This window comes from Aminobacter sp. MDW-2 (assembly GCF_014250155.1).
Lineage (GTDB): Bacteria > Pseudomonadota > Alphaproteobacteria > Rhizobiales > Rhizobiaceae > Aminobacter > Aminobacter ciceronei.
On the sequence record NZ_CP060197.1, the window covers coordinates 127203 to 143850 of the forward strand.

The 16648-nt window shown below is 62.1% G+C and carries 22 protein-coding genes and 1 tRNA gene; 6 read left to right on the forward strand and 17 right to left on the reverse strand.

The window, feature by feature from the left end; genetic code table 11:
* Positions 1 to 1143: an ABC transporter permease gene (locus H5P29_RS00645; RefSeq protein WP_067954655.1), complete on the reverse strand. Its 1143-nt coding sequence runs from the start codon at positions 1141 to 1143 to the stop codon at positions 1 to 3.
* Positions 1140 to 2672: an ABC transporter ATP-binding protein gene (locus H5P29_RS00650; protein ID WP_154384676.1), complete on the reverse strand. Its 1533-nt coding sequence runs from the start codon at positions 2670 to 2672 to the stop codon at positions 1140 to 1142. The genes H5P29_RS00645 and H5P29_RS00650 overlap by 4 nt, the downstream gene beginning before the upstream one ends.
* Before the next feature lie 181 nt (positions 2673 to 2853).
* Here H5P29_RS00650 and H5P29_RS00655 point away from each other — a divergent pair, with 181 nt between their 5' ends.
* Positions 2854 to 3063, forward strand: coding sequence for a SlyX family protein (locus tag H5P29_RS00655; RefSeq protein WP_067954658.1), 210 nt, complete (start codon positions 2854 to 2856; stop codon positions 3061 to 3063).
* 20 nt (positions 3064 to 3083) lie between these two features.
* Here H5P29_RS00655 and H5P29_RS00660 read toward each other — a convergent pair whose 3' ends face one another.
* The 5 genes from H5P29_RS00660 to H5P29_RS00680 all read right to left on the reverse strand — a co-directional run bounded on the left by H5P29_RS00660 (position 3084) and on the right by H5P29_RS00680 (position 6536).
* Positions 3084 to 3455, reverse strand: coding sequence for a VOC family protein (locus tag H5P29_RS00660; RefSeq protein WP_067954660.1), 372 nt, complete (start codon positions 3453 to 3455; stop codon positions 3084 to 3086).
* An 81-nt stretch (positions 3456 to 3536) separates the two neighbouring features.
* Positions 3537 to 4526 (reverse strand): BMP family protein, encoded by a 990-nt coding sequence (locus H5P29_RS00665; RefSeq protein WP_067954662.1) that lies wholly within the window; start codon positions 4524 to 4526, stop codon positions 3537 to 3539.
* A 194-nt stretch (positions 4527 to 4720) separates the two neighbouring features.
* Complete coding sequence (gene msrA, locus H5P29_RS00670) at positions 4721 to 5386, reverse strand: peptide-methionine (S)-S-oxide reductase MsrA (RefSeq protein ID WP_154384675.1); 666 nt, start codon at positions 5384 to 5386, stop codon at positions 4721 to 4723.
* A 45-nt stretch (positions 5387 to 5431) separates the two neighbouring features.
* Entirely contained in the window at positions 5432 to 5752 is a 321-nt protein-coding gene (locus tag H5P29_RS00675) for a hypothetical protein (protein WP_067954665.1), read from the reverse strand.
* Positions 5753 to 5822: 70 nt separating this feature from the next.
* On the reverse strand, positions 5823 to 6536 hold the full coding sequence (locus tag H5P29_RS00680) for a hypothetical protein (RefSeq protein WP_154384674.1): 714 nt from the start codon (positions 6534 to 6536) through the stop codon (positions 5823 to 5825).
* A gap of 347 nt (positions 6537 to 6883) precedes the next feature.
* On the opposite strand from H5P29_RS00680, the gene H5P29_RS00685 reads away from it, so the two are divergent.
* A tRNA-Ser gene (locus tag H5P29_RS00685) sits at positions 6884 to 6973 on the forward strand.
* A 115-nt stretch (positions 6974 to 7088) separates the two neighbouring features.
* On the forward strand, positions 7089 to 8411 hold the full coding sequence (locus H5P29_RS00690; protein WP_246670730.1) for an integrase: 1323 nt from the start codon (positions 7089 to 7091) through the stop codon (positions 8409 to 8411).
* On the opposite strand, the gene H5P29_RS00695 is transcribed toward H5P29_RS00690, so the two are convergent.
* The 10 genes from H5P29_RS00695 to H5P29_RS00740 all read right to left on the reverse strand — a co-directional run bounded on the left by H5P29_RS00695 (position 8389) and on the right by H5P29_RS00740 (position 14669).
* Entirely contained in the window at positions 8389 to 8604 is a 216-nt protein-coding gene (locus H5P29_RS00695; RefSeq protein ID WP_154384673.1) for a hypothetical protein, read from the reverse strand. The genes H5P29_RS00690 and H5P29_RS00695 overlap by 23 nt on opposite strands.
* Positions 8601 to 9296, reverse strand: coding sequence for a hypothetical protein (locus tag H5P29_RS00700; RefSeq protein WP_154384672.1), 696 nt, complete (start codon positions 9294 to 9296; stop codon positions 8601 to 8603). The genes H5P29_RS00695 and H5P29_RS00700 overlap by 4 nt, the downstream gene beginning before the upstream one ends.
* A gap of 1 nt (position 9297) precedes the next feature.
* Positions 9298 to 10956: a ParB/Srx family N-terminal domain-containing protein gene (locus H5P29_RS00705; protein WP_154384671.1), complete on the reverse strand. Its 1659-nt coding sequence runs from the start codon at positions 10954 to 10956 to the stop codon at positions 9298 to 9300.
* Positions 10957 to 10971: 15 nt separating this feature from the next.
* Positions 10972 to 11523 carry a hypothetical protein gene (locus H5P29_RS00710; RefSeq protein WP_154384670.1) on the reverse strand — a complete coding sequence of 184 codons (552 nt, stop codon included), beginning with the start codon at positions 11521 to 11523 and terminating at the stop codon, positions 10972 to 10974.
* Positions 11523 to 11867, reverse strand: a complete 345-nt coding sequence (locus H5P29_RS00715; protein ID WP_154384669.1) for a hypothetical protein — start codon at positions 11865 to 11867, stop codon at positions 11523 to 11525. Before H5P29_RS00715 ends, H5P29_RS00710 begins: the two co-directional genes overlap by 1 nt.
* Positions 11864 to 12175: a hypothetical protein gene (locus tag H5P29_RS00720; RefSeq protein WP_154384668.1), complete on the reverse strand. Its 312-nt coding sequence runs from the start codon at positions 12173 to 12175 to the stop codon at positions 11864 to 11866. The genes H5P29_RS00715 and H5P29_RS00720 overlap by 4 nt, the downstream gene beginning before the upstream one ends.
* A 57-nt stretch (positions 12176 to 12232) precedes the next feature.
* Positions 12233 to 12694 carry a MucR family transcriptional regulator gene (locus tag H5P29_RS00725; RefSeq protein ID WP_371818598.1) on the reverse strand — a complete coding sequence of 154 codons (462 nt, stop codon included), beginning with the start codon at positions 12692 to 12694 and terminating at the stop codon, positions 12233 to 12235.
* Positions 12695 to 12805: 111 nt separating this feature from the next.
* Positions 12806 to 13066, reverse strand: a complete 261-nt coding sequence (locus tag H5P29_RS00730; RefSeq protein ID WP_154384667.1) for a hypothetical protein — start codon at positions 13064 to 13066, stop codon at positions 12806 to 12808.
* A gap of 729 nt (positions 13067 to 13795) precedes the next feature.
* Positions 13796 to 14008: a helix-turn-helix domain-containing protein gene (locus H5P29_RS32885; RefSeq protein WP_371818660.1), complete on the reverse strand. Its 213-nt coding sequence runs from the start codon at positions 14006 to 14008 to the stop codon at positions 13796 to 13798.
* A 271-nt stretch (positions 14009 to 14279) separates the two neighbouring features.
* The gene (locus tag H5P29_RS00740; RefSeq protein WP_154384665.1) at positions 14280 to 14669 is read right to left on the reverse strand and encodes a hypothetical protein; all 390 of its coding nucleotides are present in this window, start codon (positions 14667 to 14669) and stop codon (positions 14280 to 14282) included.
* 94 nt (positions 14670 to 14763) lie between these two features.
* Here H5P29_RS00740 and H5P29_RS00745 point away from each other — a divergent pair, with 94 nt between their 5' ends.
* From H5P29_RS00745 to H5P29_RS00755, 3 genes are all read left to right on the forward strand, one after another.
* Positions 14764 to 15165, forward strand: a complete 402-nt coding sequence (locus H5P29_RS00745; RefSeq protein ID WP_154384664.1) for a hypothetical protein — start codon at positions 14764 to 14766, stop codon at positions 15163 to 15165.
* Positions 15162 to 16061 (forward strand): hypothetical protein, encoded by a 900-nt coding sequence (locus H5P29_RS00750; RefSeq protein ID WP_154384663.1) that lies wholly within the window; start codon positions 15162 to 15164, stop codon positions 16059 to 16061. The genes H5P29_RS00745 and H5P29_RS00750 overlap by 4 nt, the downstream gene beginning before the upstream one ends.
* A 125-nt stretch (positions 16062 to 16186) precedes the next feature.
* Positions 16187 to 16438, forward strand: coding sequence for a DUF2312 domain-containing protein (locus H5P29_RS00755; RefSeq protein ID WP_154384733.1), 252 nt, complete (start codon positions 16187 to 16189; stop codon positions 16436 to 16438).
* Positions 16439 to 16648: the final 210 nt, after the last annotated feature.

Here is a 16648-nt window from a genome sequence, read left to right on the forward strand (position 1 = left end):
TCAGGCGCGCTCCCCTTTGGTCGCCGTGATGCCGACGGATCGCGGGCTGAAGCTCGCGAAGATGCCCTGGATGGCCGGGCGGAACATGTGCTCGAGCGCGCCGGCAAACAGGATCACCAGGCCCTGGATGATGACGATCATGTCGCGGGAGATGTTCGGCATCTCGAAGGCCAGTTCGGCACCGCCCTGGTAGAGCATGCCGAACAGGACCGCCGCCGGCACGATGCCGGCCGGATGCGATCGGCCCATCAGCGCCACCGCGATGCCGACGAAGCCGGCGCCGGAGACGAAATCGAGCGGCACATTGTGCTGGTCGCCCATGATCGGGTTGAGCGCCATCATGCCGGCGAGCGCGCCCGAAATCAGCATGGTGACGATGATGATGCGGGTTTCCGAGATGCCGGCGTAGCGCGCCGCCTTCGAGCTGAAGCCGAAGGTGCGGATCTCGTAGCCGAGCTTGGTGCGCCAGATCAGCACCCAGACCAGGAAGGCCATGACCAGCGCCAACAGGAACGAGACGTTGAGCGGCGCCGAGGGCCGGACGGTGAGGCCGAATTCGGCGAGCAGCCAGCCGAGCTTGGGCAATTGCCCGCCTTCGACGAACTGGCGCGTCTGCGGCGCCATCGAGCCGGCCGGCTTCAGCACGTTGACCAGCATGTAGACCATCACCGAGGCGGCGATGAAGTTGAACATGATGGTGGTGATGACGATGTGCGAGCCGCGCTTGGCCTGGAGATAGGCCGGAATCAGCGCCCACAACGCGCCGAACAGTGCCGAGGCGATGATCGCCATCGGAAAGACGACCCACCAGGGCAGCGTGCTGTCGAAGGCAAGGACGACGATGGCGATGCCGAGGCCGGCGATATAGGCCTGGCCCTCGCCGCCGATGTTGAACAGGCCGCAATGAAAGGCGACCGCGACCGCCAGGCCGGTGAAGATGAAGTTGGTGGCGTAGAACAGCGTGTAGGCGAGGCCCTGGCCGCTGCCGAAGGCACCTTCGACAAGGATGACGGCGGCGCGCAGCGGGTTTTCGCCGACAAGCAGCACGACGAGGCCAGCGACGACGAACGCGACGAGCAGGTTGATCAGTGGAATGAGCCCGTAGTCGGCCCAGGCCGGGAGTTTTGCGTAAGGCGTGCTCATTCGGCGGCCTCCTTGTGTTCGACGCCTGCCATCAGAAGCCCCAGCTCGCCTTCACCGGTTTCGGGTCCGCGCTCGCCGACGACGCGGCCGGCGAACATCACCAGGATGCGGTCGGAGAGCGAACGGATCTCGTCGAGCTCGACCGAGACCAGCAGAACCGCCTTGCCCTGGTCGCGCATGGCGATCAGGCGCTTGTGGATGAATTCGATGGCGCCGACATCGACGCCGCGGGTCGGTTGGCCGACGATCAGCACCCCGGGGTCCTGTTCGATCTCGCGCGCGAGCACGATCTTCTGCTGGTTGCCGCCGGAGAAATTGGCGGTCTTGAGCCGAGGATTGGCCGGGCGGATGTCGTATTTCTCGATCTTTTCCTGCGCGTCCTTCTGGATCGCGTCGAGATTGAGGAACGGTCCTTTGAGATATTGCGGCTTGTCGTGATAGCCGAGGATCGAGTTCTCGCTTTCGTCGAAAGCAAGCACCAGGCCGACATGATGCCGATCCTCCGGCACATGGGCGAGGCCGCGGTCGCGCAATTCGCCGGGGTCGGCCTGGCCGGTCAGATCAATCGGCTTGCCGTCGAGCATGACCGTCCCCGAGACCGCCTTGCGGATGCCGGAAACGGCTTCCATCAGTTCCGACTGGCCGTTGCCGGCGACACCGGCGATGCCGACGATCTCGCCGGCGCGGATGTCGAAGGATACGTCGTCGACCATGGTGACGCCGCGCGAATCCTTGACCGTCAGGTTCTTGACCGAAAGCTTGACGGCGCCGGGCGTGGCCTCGCCCTTTTCGACGCGCAGCAGCACGCGGCGGCCAACCATCAGCTCGGCCAGCTCCTCGACAGTGGTTTCCCTGGTCTTGCGTGTGGCGACCATCGTGCCCTGGCGCATCACCGAGACGTTGTCGGTGATGGCCATGATCTCGCGCAGTTTGTGGGTGATCAGCACCACCGTCTTGCCCTGTTCCTTGAGCTGCTGGAGGATGCGGAACAGGTGGTCGGCCTCGGCTGGGGTGAGCACGCCGGTGGGCTCGTCGAGGATCAGGATTTCAGCACCCCGATACAGTGCCTTTAGGATTTCGACGCGCTGCTGCAGGCCGACAGGCAGTTCCTCGATGATCGCATCTGGATCGACCTCGAGGCCGTATTCCTGTTCCAGCCGGCGCAGCTCGGAGCGCGCCTTGGCGATGGACTTGTTGAGCAGCGCCTCGCCTTCTGCACCGAGAATGACGTTTTCCAGCACCGAGAAATTCTCGACCAGCATGAAGTGCTGATGCACCATGCCAATGCCGGCGGCGATGGCATCGTTGGGTGTCTTGATGCTGGCCGGCTTGCCGTTGACGCGGATTTCGCCGCTGTCGGCCTGATAGAAGCCGTAGAGGATCGACATCAGCGTCGACTTGCCGGCGCCGTTTTCTCCAATGATGCCGTGGATCGTCCCGCGCGGTATCTCGAGCGCGATGTCGCGGTTGGCGCGGACAGCACCAAAACTCTTGTTGATGCCGATCAGTTCGATAGCTGCTTCCGCCATACGACCGTCCCACCTCAGGTTCTTATGTTCTTGTTATGGCTTGCCGAAAGAGCTAGCACGCCGATACTGCCCTGCCAATCGGCTCGCCTGGTGACCCCAAGGAATTGACCGCTCCGCGGCCGATTTCGAGGCAACGACCGATATGACGGCCCAATGAGGATCGCCCCAATGAGGATCGACCATGACCACGCCCGATGACCGGCTGACGACGCTCGAAATACGCGCCGCTGAGCAGGAGCATACGATCGAGGAGCTTTCCGGCCAGATCGCCGAACAGTGGAAGACCATCGAGCGGATGCAGAAGAAGCTCGACGCCCTCACCGAGCGCTTCCTGGTGCTCGAGGAGCAGACGGCACCCGACACGCCGGTGACCAAGCCGCCCCACTGGTGACGCCGCGCCAGAGCCAAGCCTCAGGCCAGACCAGCCGCTTCGGATGGCTGCCACAGCTCGATCGGATTGCCCTCAGGATCGTGAATCCGGCAGAACCGGCCGACCTCGGAGTCCCACTCCGCCCGCGTTTCCACCGCGATGCCGGCTGCCTTCAGCTCGGCCATCGCGGCATCGAGGTCATCGACGCGCAGGTTGATCAGCCATTGCTGCTCTGGACGGCCGAAATACTCGGTGTCGCGACTGAAAGGCGAAAGGATCGTCGGCCCCGCCTGCTGCTGCCAGACAGCGCGCGAGATGTCTGAAATGCCGAGGTGCTGTTCGTACCAGGCAGCGAGTGCCTGAGGATTCTTGGCGCGAAAGAAGAAGCCACCAATTCCGGTAACCGTGAACATCGATTGCCGTCCCGAGGACTGGCCCACAATGATCGACGCCGCCGGACCAGGATCCGGCGGCGCGTTTCATTCAGGCAGGGATCAATAGGGGCACTTGTCGTCCGAGGTGTAGTCATGCACCTGGATGGTGCCGGCGATGATGTCGGCTTTGGCCTTTTCGACGGCTGCCTTCATCTCGTCGGTGACGAGCGCCTTGTTGTTGTCGTCCATGGCGTAGTCGACGCCACCTTCCTTGAGGCCGAGATTGTTGATGCCGCCTTCGAACTTGTCGTTCTTGGCATCCATGAAGGCGTTGTAGACGGCGACGTCGACGCGCTTGAGCATCGAGGTCAGCACCTTGCCCGGCTGCAGGCCGTTCTGGTTGGAATCGACGCCGATGCCGAGCTTGCCGCCGTCAGCAGCAGCCTGGAGCACGCCGACGCCGGTGCCGCCGGCCGCGGCGTAGATCACGTCAGCGCCCTGCGAGATCTGGGTCTTGGTGATTTCGCCACCCTTGGTCGGGTCGTTCCAGGCGGCAGGCGTGTCGCCGGTCATGTTCTGGATGACTTCGGTCGCACCGGCAGCCTTGGCGCCGCCGACATAACCGCAGCCGAACTTGCGGATCAGCGGAACGTCCATGCCGCCGACGAAGCCGACCTTCTTGGACTGCGAGGCAAGGGCTGCCATGACGCCGACGAGGTAGGAGCCTTCATGCTCCTTGAACACGATCGACTTCACATTGGGCTTTTCGACGACCATGTCGATGATGGCGAACTTGAGGTCCGGATAGTCGGCAGCGACCTTGGCGAGCGCCTCGGACCAGGCAAAGCCGGCCATGACGATCGGGTTGCGGCCATCCTCGGCGAAGCGGCGCAGGGCCTGGTCGCGCTGCGAGGCGTTGGAGACTTCGAACTCGACATAAGGAATGCCGGTTTCGGCCTTGAACTTCTCGGCGCCGTTGTAGGACGCTTCGTTGAACGACTTGTCGAACTTGCCACCGAGATCGTAGAGCAGCGCCGGCTGAACATCAGCGGCGAGCGCCGGAAGGCACATGGCGGTGGCCGCCAGAAGGCCGAGGACGATACGTTTCATGTGATCCACACCCTGTCGGTTGTCTTTTTTGCAATCGCCGCGCGAGCCGTTCCTCCGGCTGCCGCACGGCCCATGGCGAGGATCTCTCCCCCCGCGCATGGCCATATCTTGCACGGGCCAAGACAAAATTCACGCGGAATCTTGACCTTTTGGAAAAATGCACAGGCATCGCAAATGGCGTCTGAAACGAATGTCTAAACGGCCGCCTTGTCGGGGATCGCGCAAGCAACGCCGGTGCCCTTGAGGCCACAATAGCCATAGGGATTCTTGGCAAGGTATTGCTGGTGATCGTCTTCGGCGAAGTAGAACTGAGGCACTGCGGCGATCTCGGTGGTGATCTTTTCGCGACCGGCAGCCTTGAGCGCTTCCTGATAGGCATCGCGCGAGGCAACCGCCTCGGCCTGCTGGCTGTCGGAGAAGGTGTAGATCGCCGAACGGTAGGTGGTGCCGACGTTGTTGCCCTGGCGCATACCCTGGGTCGGATCGTGCGCCTCCCAGAAGATCTTCAGCAACTCGCCGTAGCTGACCTGTGCGGGGTCGTAGACCACCAGCACGACTTCGGCATGACCGGTAAGGCCGGTGCAGGTCTCCTGATATGTCGGATTGGGCGTCAGCCCGCCGGCATAGCCGACTGCCGTCACCCACACGCCGGGGATCTGCCAGAACAGGCGCTCCGCACCCCAGAAGCAGCCCAGGCCGAACAGCGCCTGCTCGAAGCCTTCGGGATATGGCCCCTTGAGCGGGCGCCTGGAGACGTAGTGCTTCGATGCGGTCGGAATCGCCCGCGCGCGGCCGGGCAGCGCTTCGCCAGACGTCGGCAGCTTGAGCTTCTTGTTCAGCATGTCGCTCAGGAAAAACATCTGCCTTCCCTCCTCGTCGTTGCGCCGAAGCTTGCTGGCGTCGCGTCAGACCTCGCCGGTGAAGCGGCCGGCGCGGCGCCGGTGGCCGATTGCGTAGAGCAGGAAGGCGAGCACGGCAAAGACCGCGAAGCCCGGCTGGTTGAGCACCGGCACGACGACGCTGTCCCAGACAGCCGGGCCGGTCTTGTCACGGACGAATGTCTCGGTCGCGGCGAGGGTATCGGGCGAGGCCGTCGACCAGCTGGTATCGAGCGGCGTCATCACCAGCCGTGACACGGCGACGGTGCGGGTGGCGTCGAGCACGGCCATGATGACGGCGACCGAAAGCGCTATTGCGGCGGCAAGACGGAACACGAAGCGGATCATCGGCGGTCCTGGATATCGGTTATGAACGAGAAATAGGCCGCGCCGCCGGTGGGTGCAATCGAAGACACGGCTAATTGACAGACGTTTGCGGCGGGACTGGCGGCTTCGACTTGCGGCGATTGGCCCGCCAGACGGCGAAGATGCCGCCGGCAACCGCGCCGACCAGCAGGCCGCCGAGGCCGATCAGCACGACGAAATAGCCGCAGGCGCCCTCGAAGCAGCTCATATCGGTGGCTTCGGATATGCCCGTGCCCAGCGCGAGCCCGACACCCGCGCCAACTGCTGCACCGACGATGACGCCGAGGATGGCGGCGACGATCGAAACCAGCAGACGCGGCCGCTCGTGCGGGCCACTGCTCAACAAGGCTTGTGGCTGGTCCTGTCGGCCGACCAGCCAGATCATGGCAAGGCCGATGGCGATCTCGCCGCCGTCCCAGGCGAGACCGACGAGGCCAAAGGCGAAATTCGGCATGACAAGAATATAGACCTGCTTGAGGACGAGGAAGGCGATGATCGCCCATTGCCAGATGGTGAAGGCGCGCCGGAACCTGCGATCGCGATTGTAGGCGAGCACGGCCAGGTAGATGCCCCAGCCGATCGTCACCGCGCTGAAGGCGACCGAGACATAGATCAGCCCCAGCACTGCCGACGGCATCGAGAAATCCAGCATGATGGCGAAGCTGGCGTCGATGCCGCGCGCGCTGAGCGCCATGACGAGGCACAGCCAGGCCACCGGCAGCCAGCGCCAGATGTCCCAGCCGGACGGTTCGCTCTCTGACGACATCGAATCTCCCCCTGCCCTTCAAAGCAGTTTGTGACAGAGCGCCAGGCACTTGCAATAAGGGCGGCGACGGTGCCAGCAAGGCGCCTCGCCGCTGCGGATGGTGGCTTTGCCGGCGCTGCGCAGCACGACGATCGTTTTGCCTGATAACATTTGCCACGTCAGCGCTTGGCAAGCGGCGCAGGATCGACTAGATGAGCCCCGCAGCCGGACGCTAATGTGTTCGGTGGCAGGCGATGGGTGCCCGGCAGGTTGGCTGCACCCGAATGACGGCTCGACGAGCCGACGCCAAGGAGATGCGCGCACTCCCAACCGGCCCGGCATAACCAGCCGGCGCACAGCGCGCATGCGGAGAGGTGGCCGAGTGGTTGAAGGCGCACGCCTGGAAAGTGTGTTTACGGGAGACCGTAACGCGGGTTCGAATCCCGCTCTCTCCGCCAGCTGCCCTACCCTCATCGACCTGTAAAACCTCATCTTTTCCGCTTTCATTGACTTTCCAGAAACGTTCTGCCCCTTATACTGTGTAACAAACTGCGTAACAATGGGGCGGGCGAAATGCGTAAAGTGGGGAAGCCGAAACCGCACAAGCGGGACGGCATTTGGTATCTCGTGCGCCGAGTGCCCAAGGCATTCGAGGCTGTCGACAATCGTGGATTGGTGCGCATCAGCACCGATATAGCCGTTGCCGACGATCCCCGCGGCCTGCGTGCCAAGGAGGTTGTCACCAAGCTCGACGCCGAGCTCACCTCGTACTGGCAGGCGCTCACCAATGGCGAATCCGCCGAAGCTCGTCAAAGGTTCGAGGCAGCCCAAAAGCGAGCCCGCGCGCTGGGGATGCAGTACCAAACCGTGGCCGAGCTTTCGGCCGGCGCTTTCGAACAGATCGTGGACCGGGTTAACAGCCTGCTGGAGCGCAAGGCCCTTGATCTGGGCACCGAGGTCGATGCTGTTCTCGGTGGCGCGCCGAAGCCTTCGTTCAAGCTGTCCAACCTGCTCCCCGAGTTCGAGAAGATCGAGGCCGTGACCTTGAAACAGATGTCGGACAACCAGGTGCGCAAGTGGCGAAACCCGAAGAAGCGGGCACTCGACAACCTGATTTCGGTGGTCACCGACAAGGATATCCGCACCGTCAAACGAGCCGATGGCGTCGAGTTTCGTATATGGCTGCAGAACCGGGTTCTTGCCGAGGAGATCAACATTGGCACTGCCAACAAGGATATCGGCCATGTCAGCAAGATGTGGAGCGCTGTGGACCTCAATCTGCAGCTTGGCCTGCCTGACGTTTTCACCAAGCTGCGCCTTAGCGGTGAAATAAAGGCTCAGCGTGCGGCGTTCGAAGCCGACTATGTTCAGAAGGTGATACTGGCCACCGGCGCTCTGGACGACCTTAACCCCGAGGCCCGGCGACTGGTGTATGTAATTGCTGACACCGGCATGCGCCTGTCCGAGGCGGCAAACCTGCTTCCCGAGCACATTCGGCTTGATGCCCCGGTGCCCCACGTCCAGATCCGCGCAGTTGGCCGCAAGCTCAAGACTGACCATTCGGAGCGGGACATCCCGTTGGTGGGTGTGGCACTGGCAGCGATGCGACTTCAACCCAAGGGCTTCCCGCGCTACCACGACAAGGCCGATTCTCTCTCGGCACTGGTCAACGACTGCTTCGTTGCCAAGAAGCTGCTGCCGACGAGCAAGCATTCGCTCTACAGCCTTCGTCACACATTCGAGGACAGGCTGACAGCCGTTGAGGCGCCCGAGAAGGTGGTTGCATCGCTCATGGGCCACAAGTGGCATCGCCCGAAATACGGGTCGGGGCCGACGCTGGAGCAAAAGCAGAGGCACATGCTGAAGATCGCGTTCATACCGCCTGCGCACCTTTGACCTCCTTTGTGAGAGAAGCGAGGATCCGGCGCGCGCGATCGCGCTGCGAGCTCCGCTTGCGCGCCTCCTCGAGCTCTTGCTCGACGCGGTCCAGCAGCGGCACGTATTCCTCGCCGTGTCGCACGACGATGTAGGCCACGGCCGCCAGGACGCGCTCGATTTCCTCGACGGTGAAGGTGCGCTTGCTGCTCATTGGGCGGCCGGCAGCCCCCTCGCCTTGGTCGCTGCGGCATAGGCCTCGAACGCCTCGCGGTCGCCGGCGGCGCAGTAATAGCGTGGCACGTGGTTGCCGATCGGGAAGCGAAGCGCATCCGCTTCTATGCGGAAGGTCGCCGGCGCGACGGCCATGCCGGGGAAGTCGAAGGCGACCTGGACACTGGCGATGAGCCAATGACCGTCCCAATCTGTGACGTAGGCGTGGGTGAAGCCGTCGCCTTCGCGGAACTGCGCGCCAGGGAAGCGGTTCAGTACCAGGCGCTTGGCCATTTCGATGGCCTCTGCCTTGCGCAACTGGACCTGGCGCTGTCGTTCCTCGGAGCGCTCCTTGCAACCGGCGCAGCAATAGACAGAGCCACGCTGGTTTCCGACGACGTCGGCAGACGTCAGGCTGTTCTCGTCCAGCCAATACTCATCGATCTTTGCCCCGCACCCCCAGCATTCGAAATTCCAGCCGTGATCGATACACACAGCCGCTGGGAGGCCGGTCGTCGCGTAGGCGTCCGCCCAAGGTGCGCGGCGACAGGAGACGCCGGCTATGTCGCCATCGGCAAACTCGTCGGCTCCCTTCCTGCGCGCCACGATGGAGTAGCGCGCAAAGAAGACTGCACCTGTGTTTTCGGAATGCTCAAGCACCGCATATGCCTTGAGCGGGACAGTCGCGATCATTTCACTTGTTCTCAGCGGCCTGGACGAGTTCGCCGGTGTCGTCGATGTCACCCATCGGGTAGCTCGCAGTACGCAGCTGCGGCGGCAGCCAGCCGGTAGGAGGCACGTTCTTAACCGCGAACGCGACGAGCTCGGCCTTCTTAAGCGCACCTGCTTTGCGCGCTTCATCCTCGTTGACGGCTTCGGATATCGCCTTGAGGATCAGCGGCTTGGAGATGCCGGCGAAATAGTCTTTGAAGTCGCACTGGTCGCGCAGGGCGACATACATCCGGTTTCCGTCAATGGCATCGGCTAGCGTGCGAACCGGGGGACGGAAACCGCGTTGGGCTGGAGCATACGGGGATGTCAGGTCGATCGCCTGGGCGGCGATTCCAGCAGCGACAGAAAACAGCGCTTCGTCTGTCATTGCCGCCAGCCGGTTGAAAGCCCCGGTGAAGGATTCCGTGTTGGGATCGTAGCCGCCGGTCCGACCGTGCCCTTCGTGTTTGACCTTCACCGGCGCGTTGGTGGCTCCAGATAGAAAGCCTGCCAGCAACGCGACCAGACCAATGCGGCCTTCATCAGCCAAGGCGACACGGAGAGCATTGGTCGCCTGAACCGACAAGCGGTCAGACATCGCATTGGAGATAGATGGCTCGTTGGTTTCGCTCTCACCTGTGGATCTCGACGTGGCGGTGGCAGGGGCCGGCTTTAGGACGCCGAGACGAACCTCCAGCTTACCATCATGGTCAAGATGAACCACCGCGCCGGAACGGGCCTTGTCCTCGTCGGAGACAGGCTCAGGAAGCTTCGACCAGTAGTAACGCCAGTTGTCGGGAAGCTCCGACCCAAGTGCGACCCACGACCAGCCGTCCTTTTCAAGCTCGTCCGCCTTAGCGCGCATCTTGTTGTCGGCCAGACGAGCCAAGAGAGCGGGATCAGAGATCGAATTGTTTTCTCCGAACAGATCCTCGATTACTGACCCGCCGGCGGCACGGAATGCCTTGGTGCCGACAAACGTCAACAGCTTCTTTGCGTTGTGGTCGCCGGCGCCGAAGGCTTCGCGGATGGAATGGGCCCACATGCGTCCGCTTTCGAGGGTGCTTTCAAAGACACGCTCCTGCTCCTCGATCGATGGTGCCAAGGTGAAAGCGCGTACGACTTCGATGACCTGGTTGCTGATCTCCTGCTCACGCCACCAATCAATAATCTTCGGGGAAAGTCTGCCGAGTGCCAGCATGCGGCCGACGCGCTTGGGGTCAATTCCAAAGCGCTGGGCGATCGCCTTTTCCTTAAGGCCGCGCGCAGTCAGTTCGTAGAACTTGGCGTATTGGTCGGCTTCGTGAAGCGGGACGCGTTCGAAGTTGGCCGCCAGCGATATCTCGTCAGCCGTTTGTCCCTCGGCGAGCGGGTCGCACTTGACCTGCCAGTCGGACGGGATGCTGCCCTGCTCGGCCAAGTGCCGCAGGGCGGCAAGGCGGCGGTTGCCATCCGCGACATACCACGTCCCATCCTGATCCTTGACCGACAATGCATGGATCAGGCCGTGGGCAAGGATGGACGCTGACAGTGCTTGTACGGCCTCGGCGCGGCCGACGACGCGTGCATTGATCGGCGGATTGGCTTCATGGCCGAACTGCAGGGCGTTCAGCGGCAGAGATACGCGTTGGGTGATTTCCAAGGTGCTTCCTCCATGTCAAAGGTCAACGAGCGCGGGCTCGTAGTTGTGGTCGAGGTTGTCTGTGCGTGCGGGGATCAGGCGCGGGCCGTCGACGTGCTGCGCGTGAAACCGGTACCAGGCGCAGTAATCCATCGCGCCATGCCGAGTGCCCGGCACCCAACGGAGGCGGCCGACAGTTACGATGTGGCTGCAATGCGGCATCAGAGGCGTTGCCGCCTGCGAGAACGCCCAATCGGTATCGAACAGCAGCCATGTTGGGGCGAACTGCATGCACCGCTCGATAAGAGGGTGCAGGATGGCTCGCTCCCAGGGGAAGTTCGAAATGATAGCGTCGATCGGGAAAAGATCGAACGGCACTTCCATGGCGTCCTGGCCGGTGATGATGTCACCGCGGTAGGCACATTCCAGCCCGTGGTACTCCAGCCACCGGACAAGCTTCCCCTCGCCCTGGCACGGCTCGGCGAACCGCCTGATGCCGTGCAGATGCGGCAGGAGCGCCGGAATAGCGCTGTAAGGCGTCTGGTGATTGTTGCCCGGCCCGTCGGGGTACTTCTTGGCCTTGGCCATCAGGCGAGCACCTGCTCAAGCTCCAGCACCGCGCGCTGGCGGCTGGCGAGCACTGCCTTGGCGGTCGCCGACTTCGAACGCAGGCGACCGATGTCGGTGGCAAGTTCGGCGTCCTGTTTCTTGAATGCAGCGAATGCCCGATCCATGGCAGCGCGCAGCTGCGCCCGGCTGGTTTCAGCCTCGCCGAGTTCGATCACGGTGGACTTGTGATAGTCGCCGAGACGCTGGACGTCCTTGCGAAGGTATTCAAGCTCTTGCAGCACCACATCGGGCTCCGCGAATTCGGCGGGGTCGAGCTCAATGTCATCGGCCGCGCCAGCCGGCGCGTCAGCATGGTCGTTCATTCGGATTGCTCCCCATACTGGTCGGCGACAAGGGCACCGACCACTTCATCTATGAGATCGTCGCTCCACCACGGCTGGGAGCGGGCGTATTTGAGGCTTGACGCGAGGCCCTTCGGAGCGCCGTAGCCGCAACATCTGGCAAGTCCGCGCTTGGGCGCATCCGGAAAGACCTCCATCAGCGCGACAACAGCCATGTGACGCGAGCGATGGAACGGCTCGCCCCGCGCTACAGCCATCGGGTCGTCGCCGAACTGTCGGGCGGCCAAAACGATGGCGGTGGCAATTTGTTCAGCGGTTGGGAAGGTCATTGTCGCGCCCAGGTGGGAGATTAGCGACCGGCCGCCTCGCGACGGCCGGTGCGAGGGTCATTGCATCGCGGCGCGCTTGGGCTTCTTCCCTAGGCCCATAGTCTTCGCCAGGTGCGAACGCTGGGCGGCATAGGCGGGCGCGACCATCGGATAGTCACGGGCCAAGCTCCACTTCGCCCGATATTCCTCGGGCGTCATGTCGTAGCTCGTCTTGAGGTGACGCTTGAGAGATTTGAATTTCTTGCCGTCTTCCAGGCAGATGATGAAGTCATCAAAAACCGACTTCTTGGGGTTTACGGCGGGGACGAGCTCGGTCGCCGCCGAGGTCTGAGACGACGGTGTGGCGATCTCTGACAGAGCCGTGTGAACGTCCTTAATCAGGGTCGGGATAGCATTGGCCGGCACAGACGCTGCAACCGACCTAACGATGTCGGATGTCAGGTGCAGCAGTGTTTCCATCCTCTGATGGTCACGCTCGTTGTAAGTCGGCTCTGCCGCCGGGGCATGGTGCGTTCGCATAGGCATTCTCCTGTGTTGTGGGTGATGAAACGCAATTGCCCGGCGAGGTGCAGCGAGGGGGGGCTTGGGGGAGCACCTCGCCGGGCCAGTCCGCAAAACGCTACGCGCGGACTATTCGAGATCTTCGAAAGGGAAGCCGGCGGCGAACAGATCGAGCCACCAGCGCCGAAGTACATTCAGGCGCGGGTCAATCTGGGCGCCGATCGCCGGAGCTTCGTGTTCAAGCCCTACTTCGTCGCGAAGCCAGTCGAGGCGAGCTTGCAGGCCATCGTGGGCGATGAGCCCACGGAAATCATCGGAGAGCCGCTTATCGAGCGCCTTGTCCCCGGTGCTTCCGGTCGGCGGCATATCGATAGACCAGCTGCTGAACATGCCGACTGCGGCCGCAATGCTTGCGCCTGCGGCGTTCGGACGTTCCTGAGGGAATGGGACGATTACGGCGACGGCCACAGCAACCTCAACGAACGATGGAGCTATGGCAGTTGTCGAAAGAAGAATGGTCCAAGCACTTAGCCATCGCCGTAGTCTCGCCAGTGCTGGCAAGGGCTGCGGCAATATAGACCAACACAACTAGGCCGATGATTCGACCTTTCATGATTAATTTAAATTCTAAACAACCGCGCACGTCTTACACCTCCTCGCGACGTTTAGACGCTCTCACCTCGGGCGGCGGGGGCATCGGTTATGTCGGATGATTACCAACGATTTGTTGGTGCGTCAACGCACGTACCAACAAATTATTGGTGACGATACGCAGTCGTCTCCAATGAATTGGCGGCGACCATCGGTATAAGAGGAGTGAGAGAATGTACGTTGCAAATGGAAGCGATTCGCCTGGGAGAGATGCATGGAGGCGTCGCCAAGCAGCCCAGCTGCTTTCGATGCTACCCGAGGACCCCGACGACGCTCGCGCTGTGATCGATTACCTCAGGGAGATCCACGATGTCTTCCTGTGCCCACCCAGCCCTGCTACCGCGCTGGCGGCGCGCACTGTCGAGCTCAGGGTGATTTCATCCGAGCACAACTAGTCGGGACCGCGAGACAGCAAAAAGGCCAGACGCGAAATGCACCTGGCCTTTTTCATTCGCAACAACAGATGGACTAAGCGCGCTTCCGCGTCGCAGGGGTCCTCAGATGATCGTCGAGCTTGGTAAGCAACTCGGCAGGCATGCCGTATTTCCGGCCTATGAGCACATAGTCCGTACTTGCGCCTGTTAGCTGCCAAATCTTGAATAGTATGTCTGGCGGAGGTACTGACTTCCCCTGCTCGTAGGTATTCCAGCGCTGGCCGGTTATCCCTAAGAGTGTACCCATCTGGGTTTGCGGCCATCCATACACTGCGCGGACAGCCTTGAGCCTCCGCCCGATGGCCTCTTTGCTGGTATCTATTTCCGCACCGGTATCCGCCACGCCCAACACTCCCCCACGCAATACTCATCTACACTTGGGTACCAACAATTTGTACCAAAAATTTGTTGGCGTCTAGTTCGAATACGTTGGCGGCTTGCGCACCAATCATTTGTTGGTATGTTCGCGACGATTTTCATAAATATCGAGCGACTGATTTGCCTCGTTCAACCACCCTTCACTCCGTAGACGAAGTGCTCGATGCCTTGGGCGGCAATCCCACTGTTGCTTCGATGTACGGGCTCAATACGTCGGAATCCGTCAGGGTCTGGCGCACCCGCAGGAAGATACCGCCGAAGTTCTTCGTGAGGATGAGCGCAGACCTGGAAGCCATGAACTTCAAGGCATCGCCGGACCTATGGGGGATGGTGAGGCGGCCAAATGAAGCCAGAGCTTGAACGATCCGCCCAGCCTCGACGCGCAGATTTGCGAACTCTCGGCGACATTGTTCGAGCGACAGCTGAAAACGCGCCGCAGGCGCCGAAGCGAGCACGACCGCTTCCGCTTGGAGTGCCTTGCGGAAGCTCTGCGCACGCTTTCTTGGCTGCGCTCGAACTTGCCCAACCATGGCAGCCCGTGACGTCGGTCAGCCAAGTCTATGACCGATTGGCACAGCGAGACGTAGAGGGTTGGGCCAGATGGTCGCGGCAGGAGCGGCCACGATGCAGGTAGCGCCGCCACCGCCACCCGACAAAGTCAGCTTTCACGCGGTCACGCGCTACGTCCAGCGCGTGCTTGGCATCTTTGTTCCTGCCAGTGACCCGCCGAAAGAGCCGCCGGCAGTCGCGTTTCAACACTGTACGGCCGCCGGCACGACCATTGAGGCGGTGCGGGACTTGATCCTCGTTCCGTCAGTCGTGGCCGCGTCCCTGTCTGGCCTGTCACAAGCTTTCGCCCGCGATTTCCGGGCACAACTCGATCCGAAGACCGGTGTGGTGATGACCATCATGGAGCGGCCGCCGACGGCGACGCACAAGCTGCGCGTTCGCAGCAAGAAAGAGGCCCGTAGCCTCGCCAAGCAGATGGGGCGTCGACAGCGACGCCGGGAGGACAGCGGCTCGTGACTGTCATTACCCGCCAACGCTCCGACAAATTCGCCATCATCCCGAACGCCGTCGCTGAAGACGAGACCATCTCGTTCGAGGCGCGCGGGCTGCTCTGCTACCTGCTCGCCAAGCCGGACAATTGGCGCGTCCAGATCGACGACATCCGTCGTGCCGGGAACATCGGCCGCGATAAGGCCTATCGCCTGCTCGGCGAGCTCAAGGACGCGGGCTACATCGAGGTCGACGTGCAGCGCGATGAGAGCCGGCGCATCATCGCCCACAACTATCTTGTCTACGACTGCGCAGTGCTGACGCGCATGCGCTTGGATGCCCAGCCCGCATCGGAGCCACTTCCTGAAAATCCGGATGTGGCAAAACCACTTCCTGAAAAGCCGGAAGTGGCCCCCGACCCACTTCCTGAAAATCCAGAAACTGGAAAATCAGGACGGATAAATAAGAACCCAGAAAATAATACCCATTCCCCCCTACCCCCTGCAGGCGCCGACTTCGACCAGATGGTCGAAGGTTGGAGCAAGGAACACCTGCCTGACCGCATCGATGCCGCCTTCGCGCTGTTCTCTCGGTTGAGCGAGGCCGATCGGCCGAAGGCTGCCGCGCTAGCACGCACGTACTGTCGCCTGATGGTCGCCCGGGGCAAGGCCCCGCTGATGATGCCCTACCTCAAGTCCCGTTTGTTCGTCGAACTGGACGGCGCGCCTCCATTCGATCGGGACGGAGATTTCATCATCACGCCTGACCGGCCGGAATGGCGTCAGTGGCTTGGCAACATACGTGGCGAGCATGGCGAGCGAGCCGTCGAAAGCACGGTTCGGCTTGGGAAGCTGCTTCGCAAGACCCGGTGGCCGGTCACGTCTGACATCCCCCAAGCGCCACGAGAAAGGGCCATGGCATGAGCGAAGACACCTTCACAATCACCGCTAACGGCAAGACCACAGGCCCTATCCCGATGAGCGCCTTGAAGAAGGCTGCCGGCCAGGACGTTTGCAAGCAAACGACCGAGATGTTCTCCGACACCGATATGGGCACTGAGGCATCACAGACGATCGCCGCTGGCCAGCTGCGCGCATTCATCGAGCGTATCGAACGCCTCGAGGAGGAAAAGAAGACGGTCGCCGACGACATCAAGGACGTCTACGCGGAGGCGAAGGGCACAGGTTTCGACACCAAAGCCATTCGCACACTGATCCGTCTGCGCAAGCAGGACCAGGCCGAGCGCGATGAGGCGCAGACGATCCTCGACCTCTACATGGCCGCGATGGGGATGGCCTGATGCTACGGATAGTCGAGGACCATTCGCGCACTGTGCCAGGCCCAGAGGATTGGTCGCGCGTCCGCTCACCTGGCCGCGCACGCCGACGTCTCCGTCGAGGTCATGCGCAGAATATCGTTTCGAAAGCACTACCTGACCCAAGTGTTTTGATGGTCGGCGACACCATGATCATGCATCCCGCGACTGCTCACCGTTTCCGAGCCGAAATCG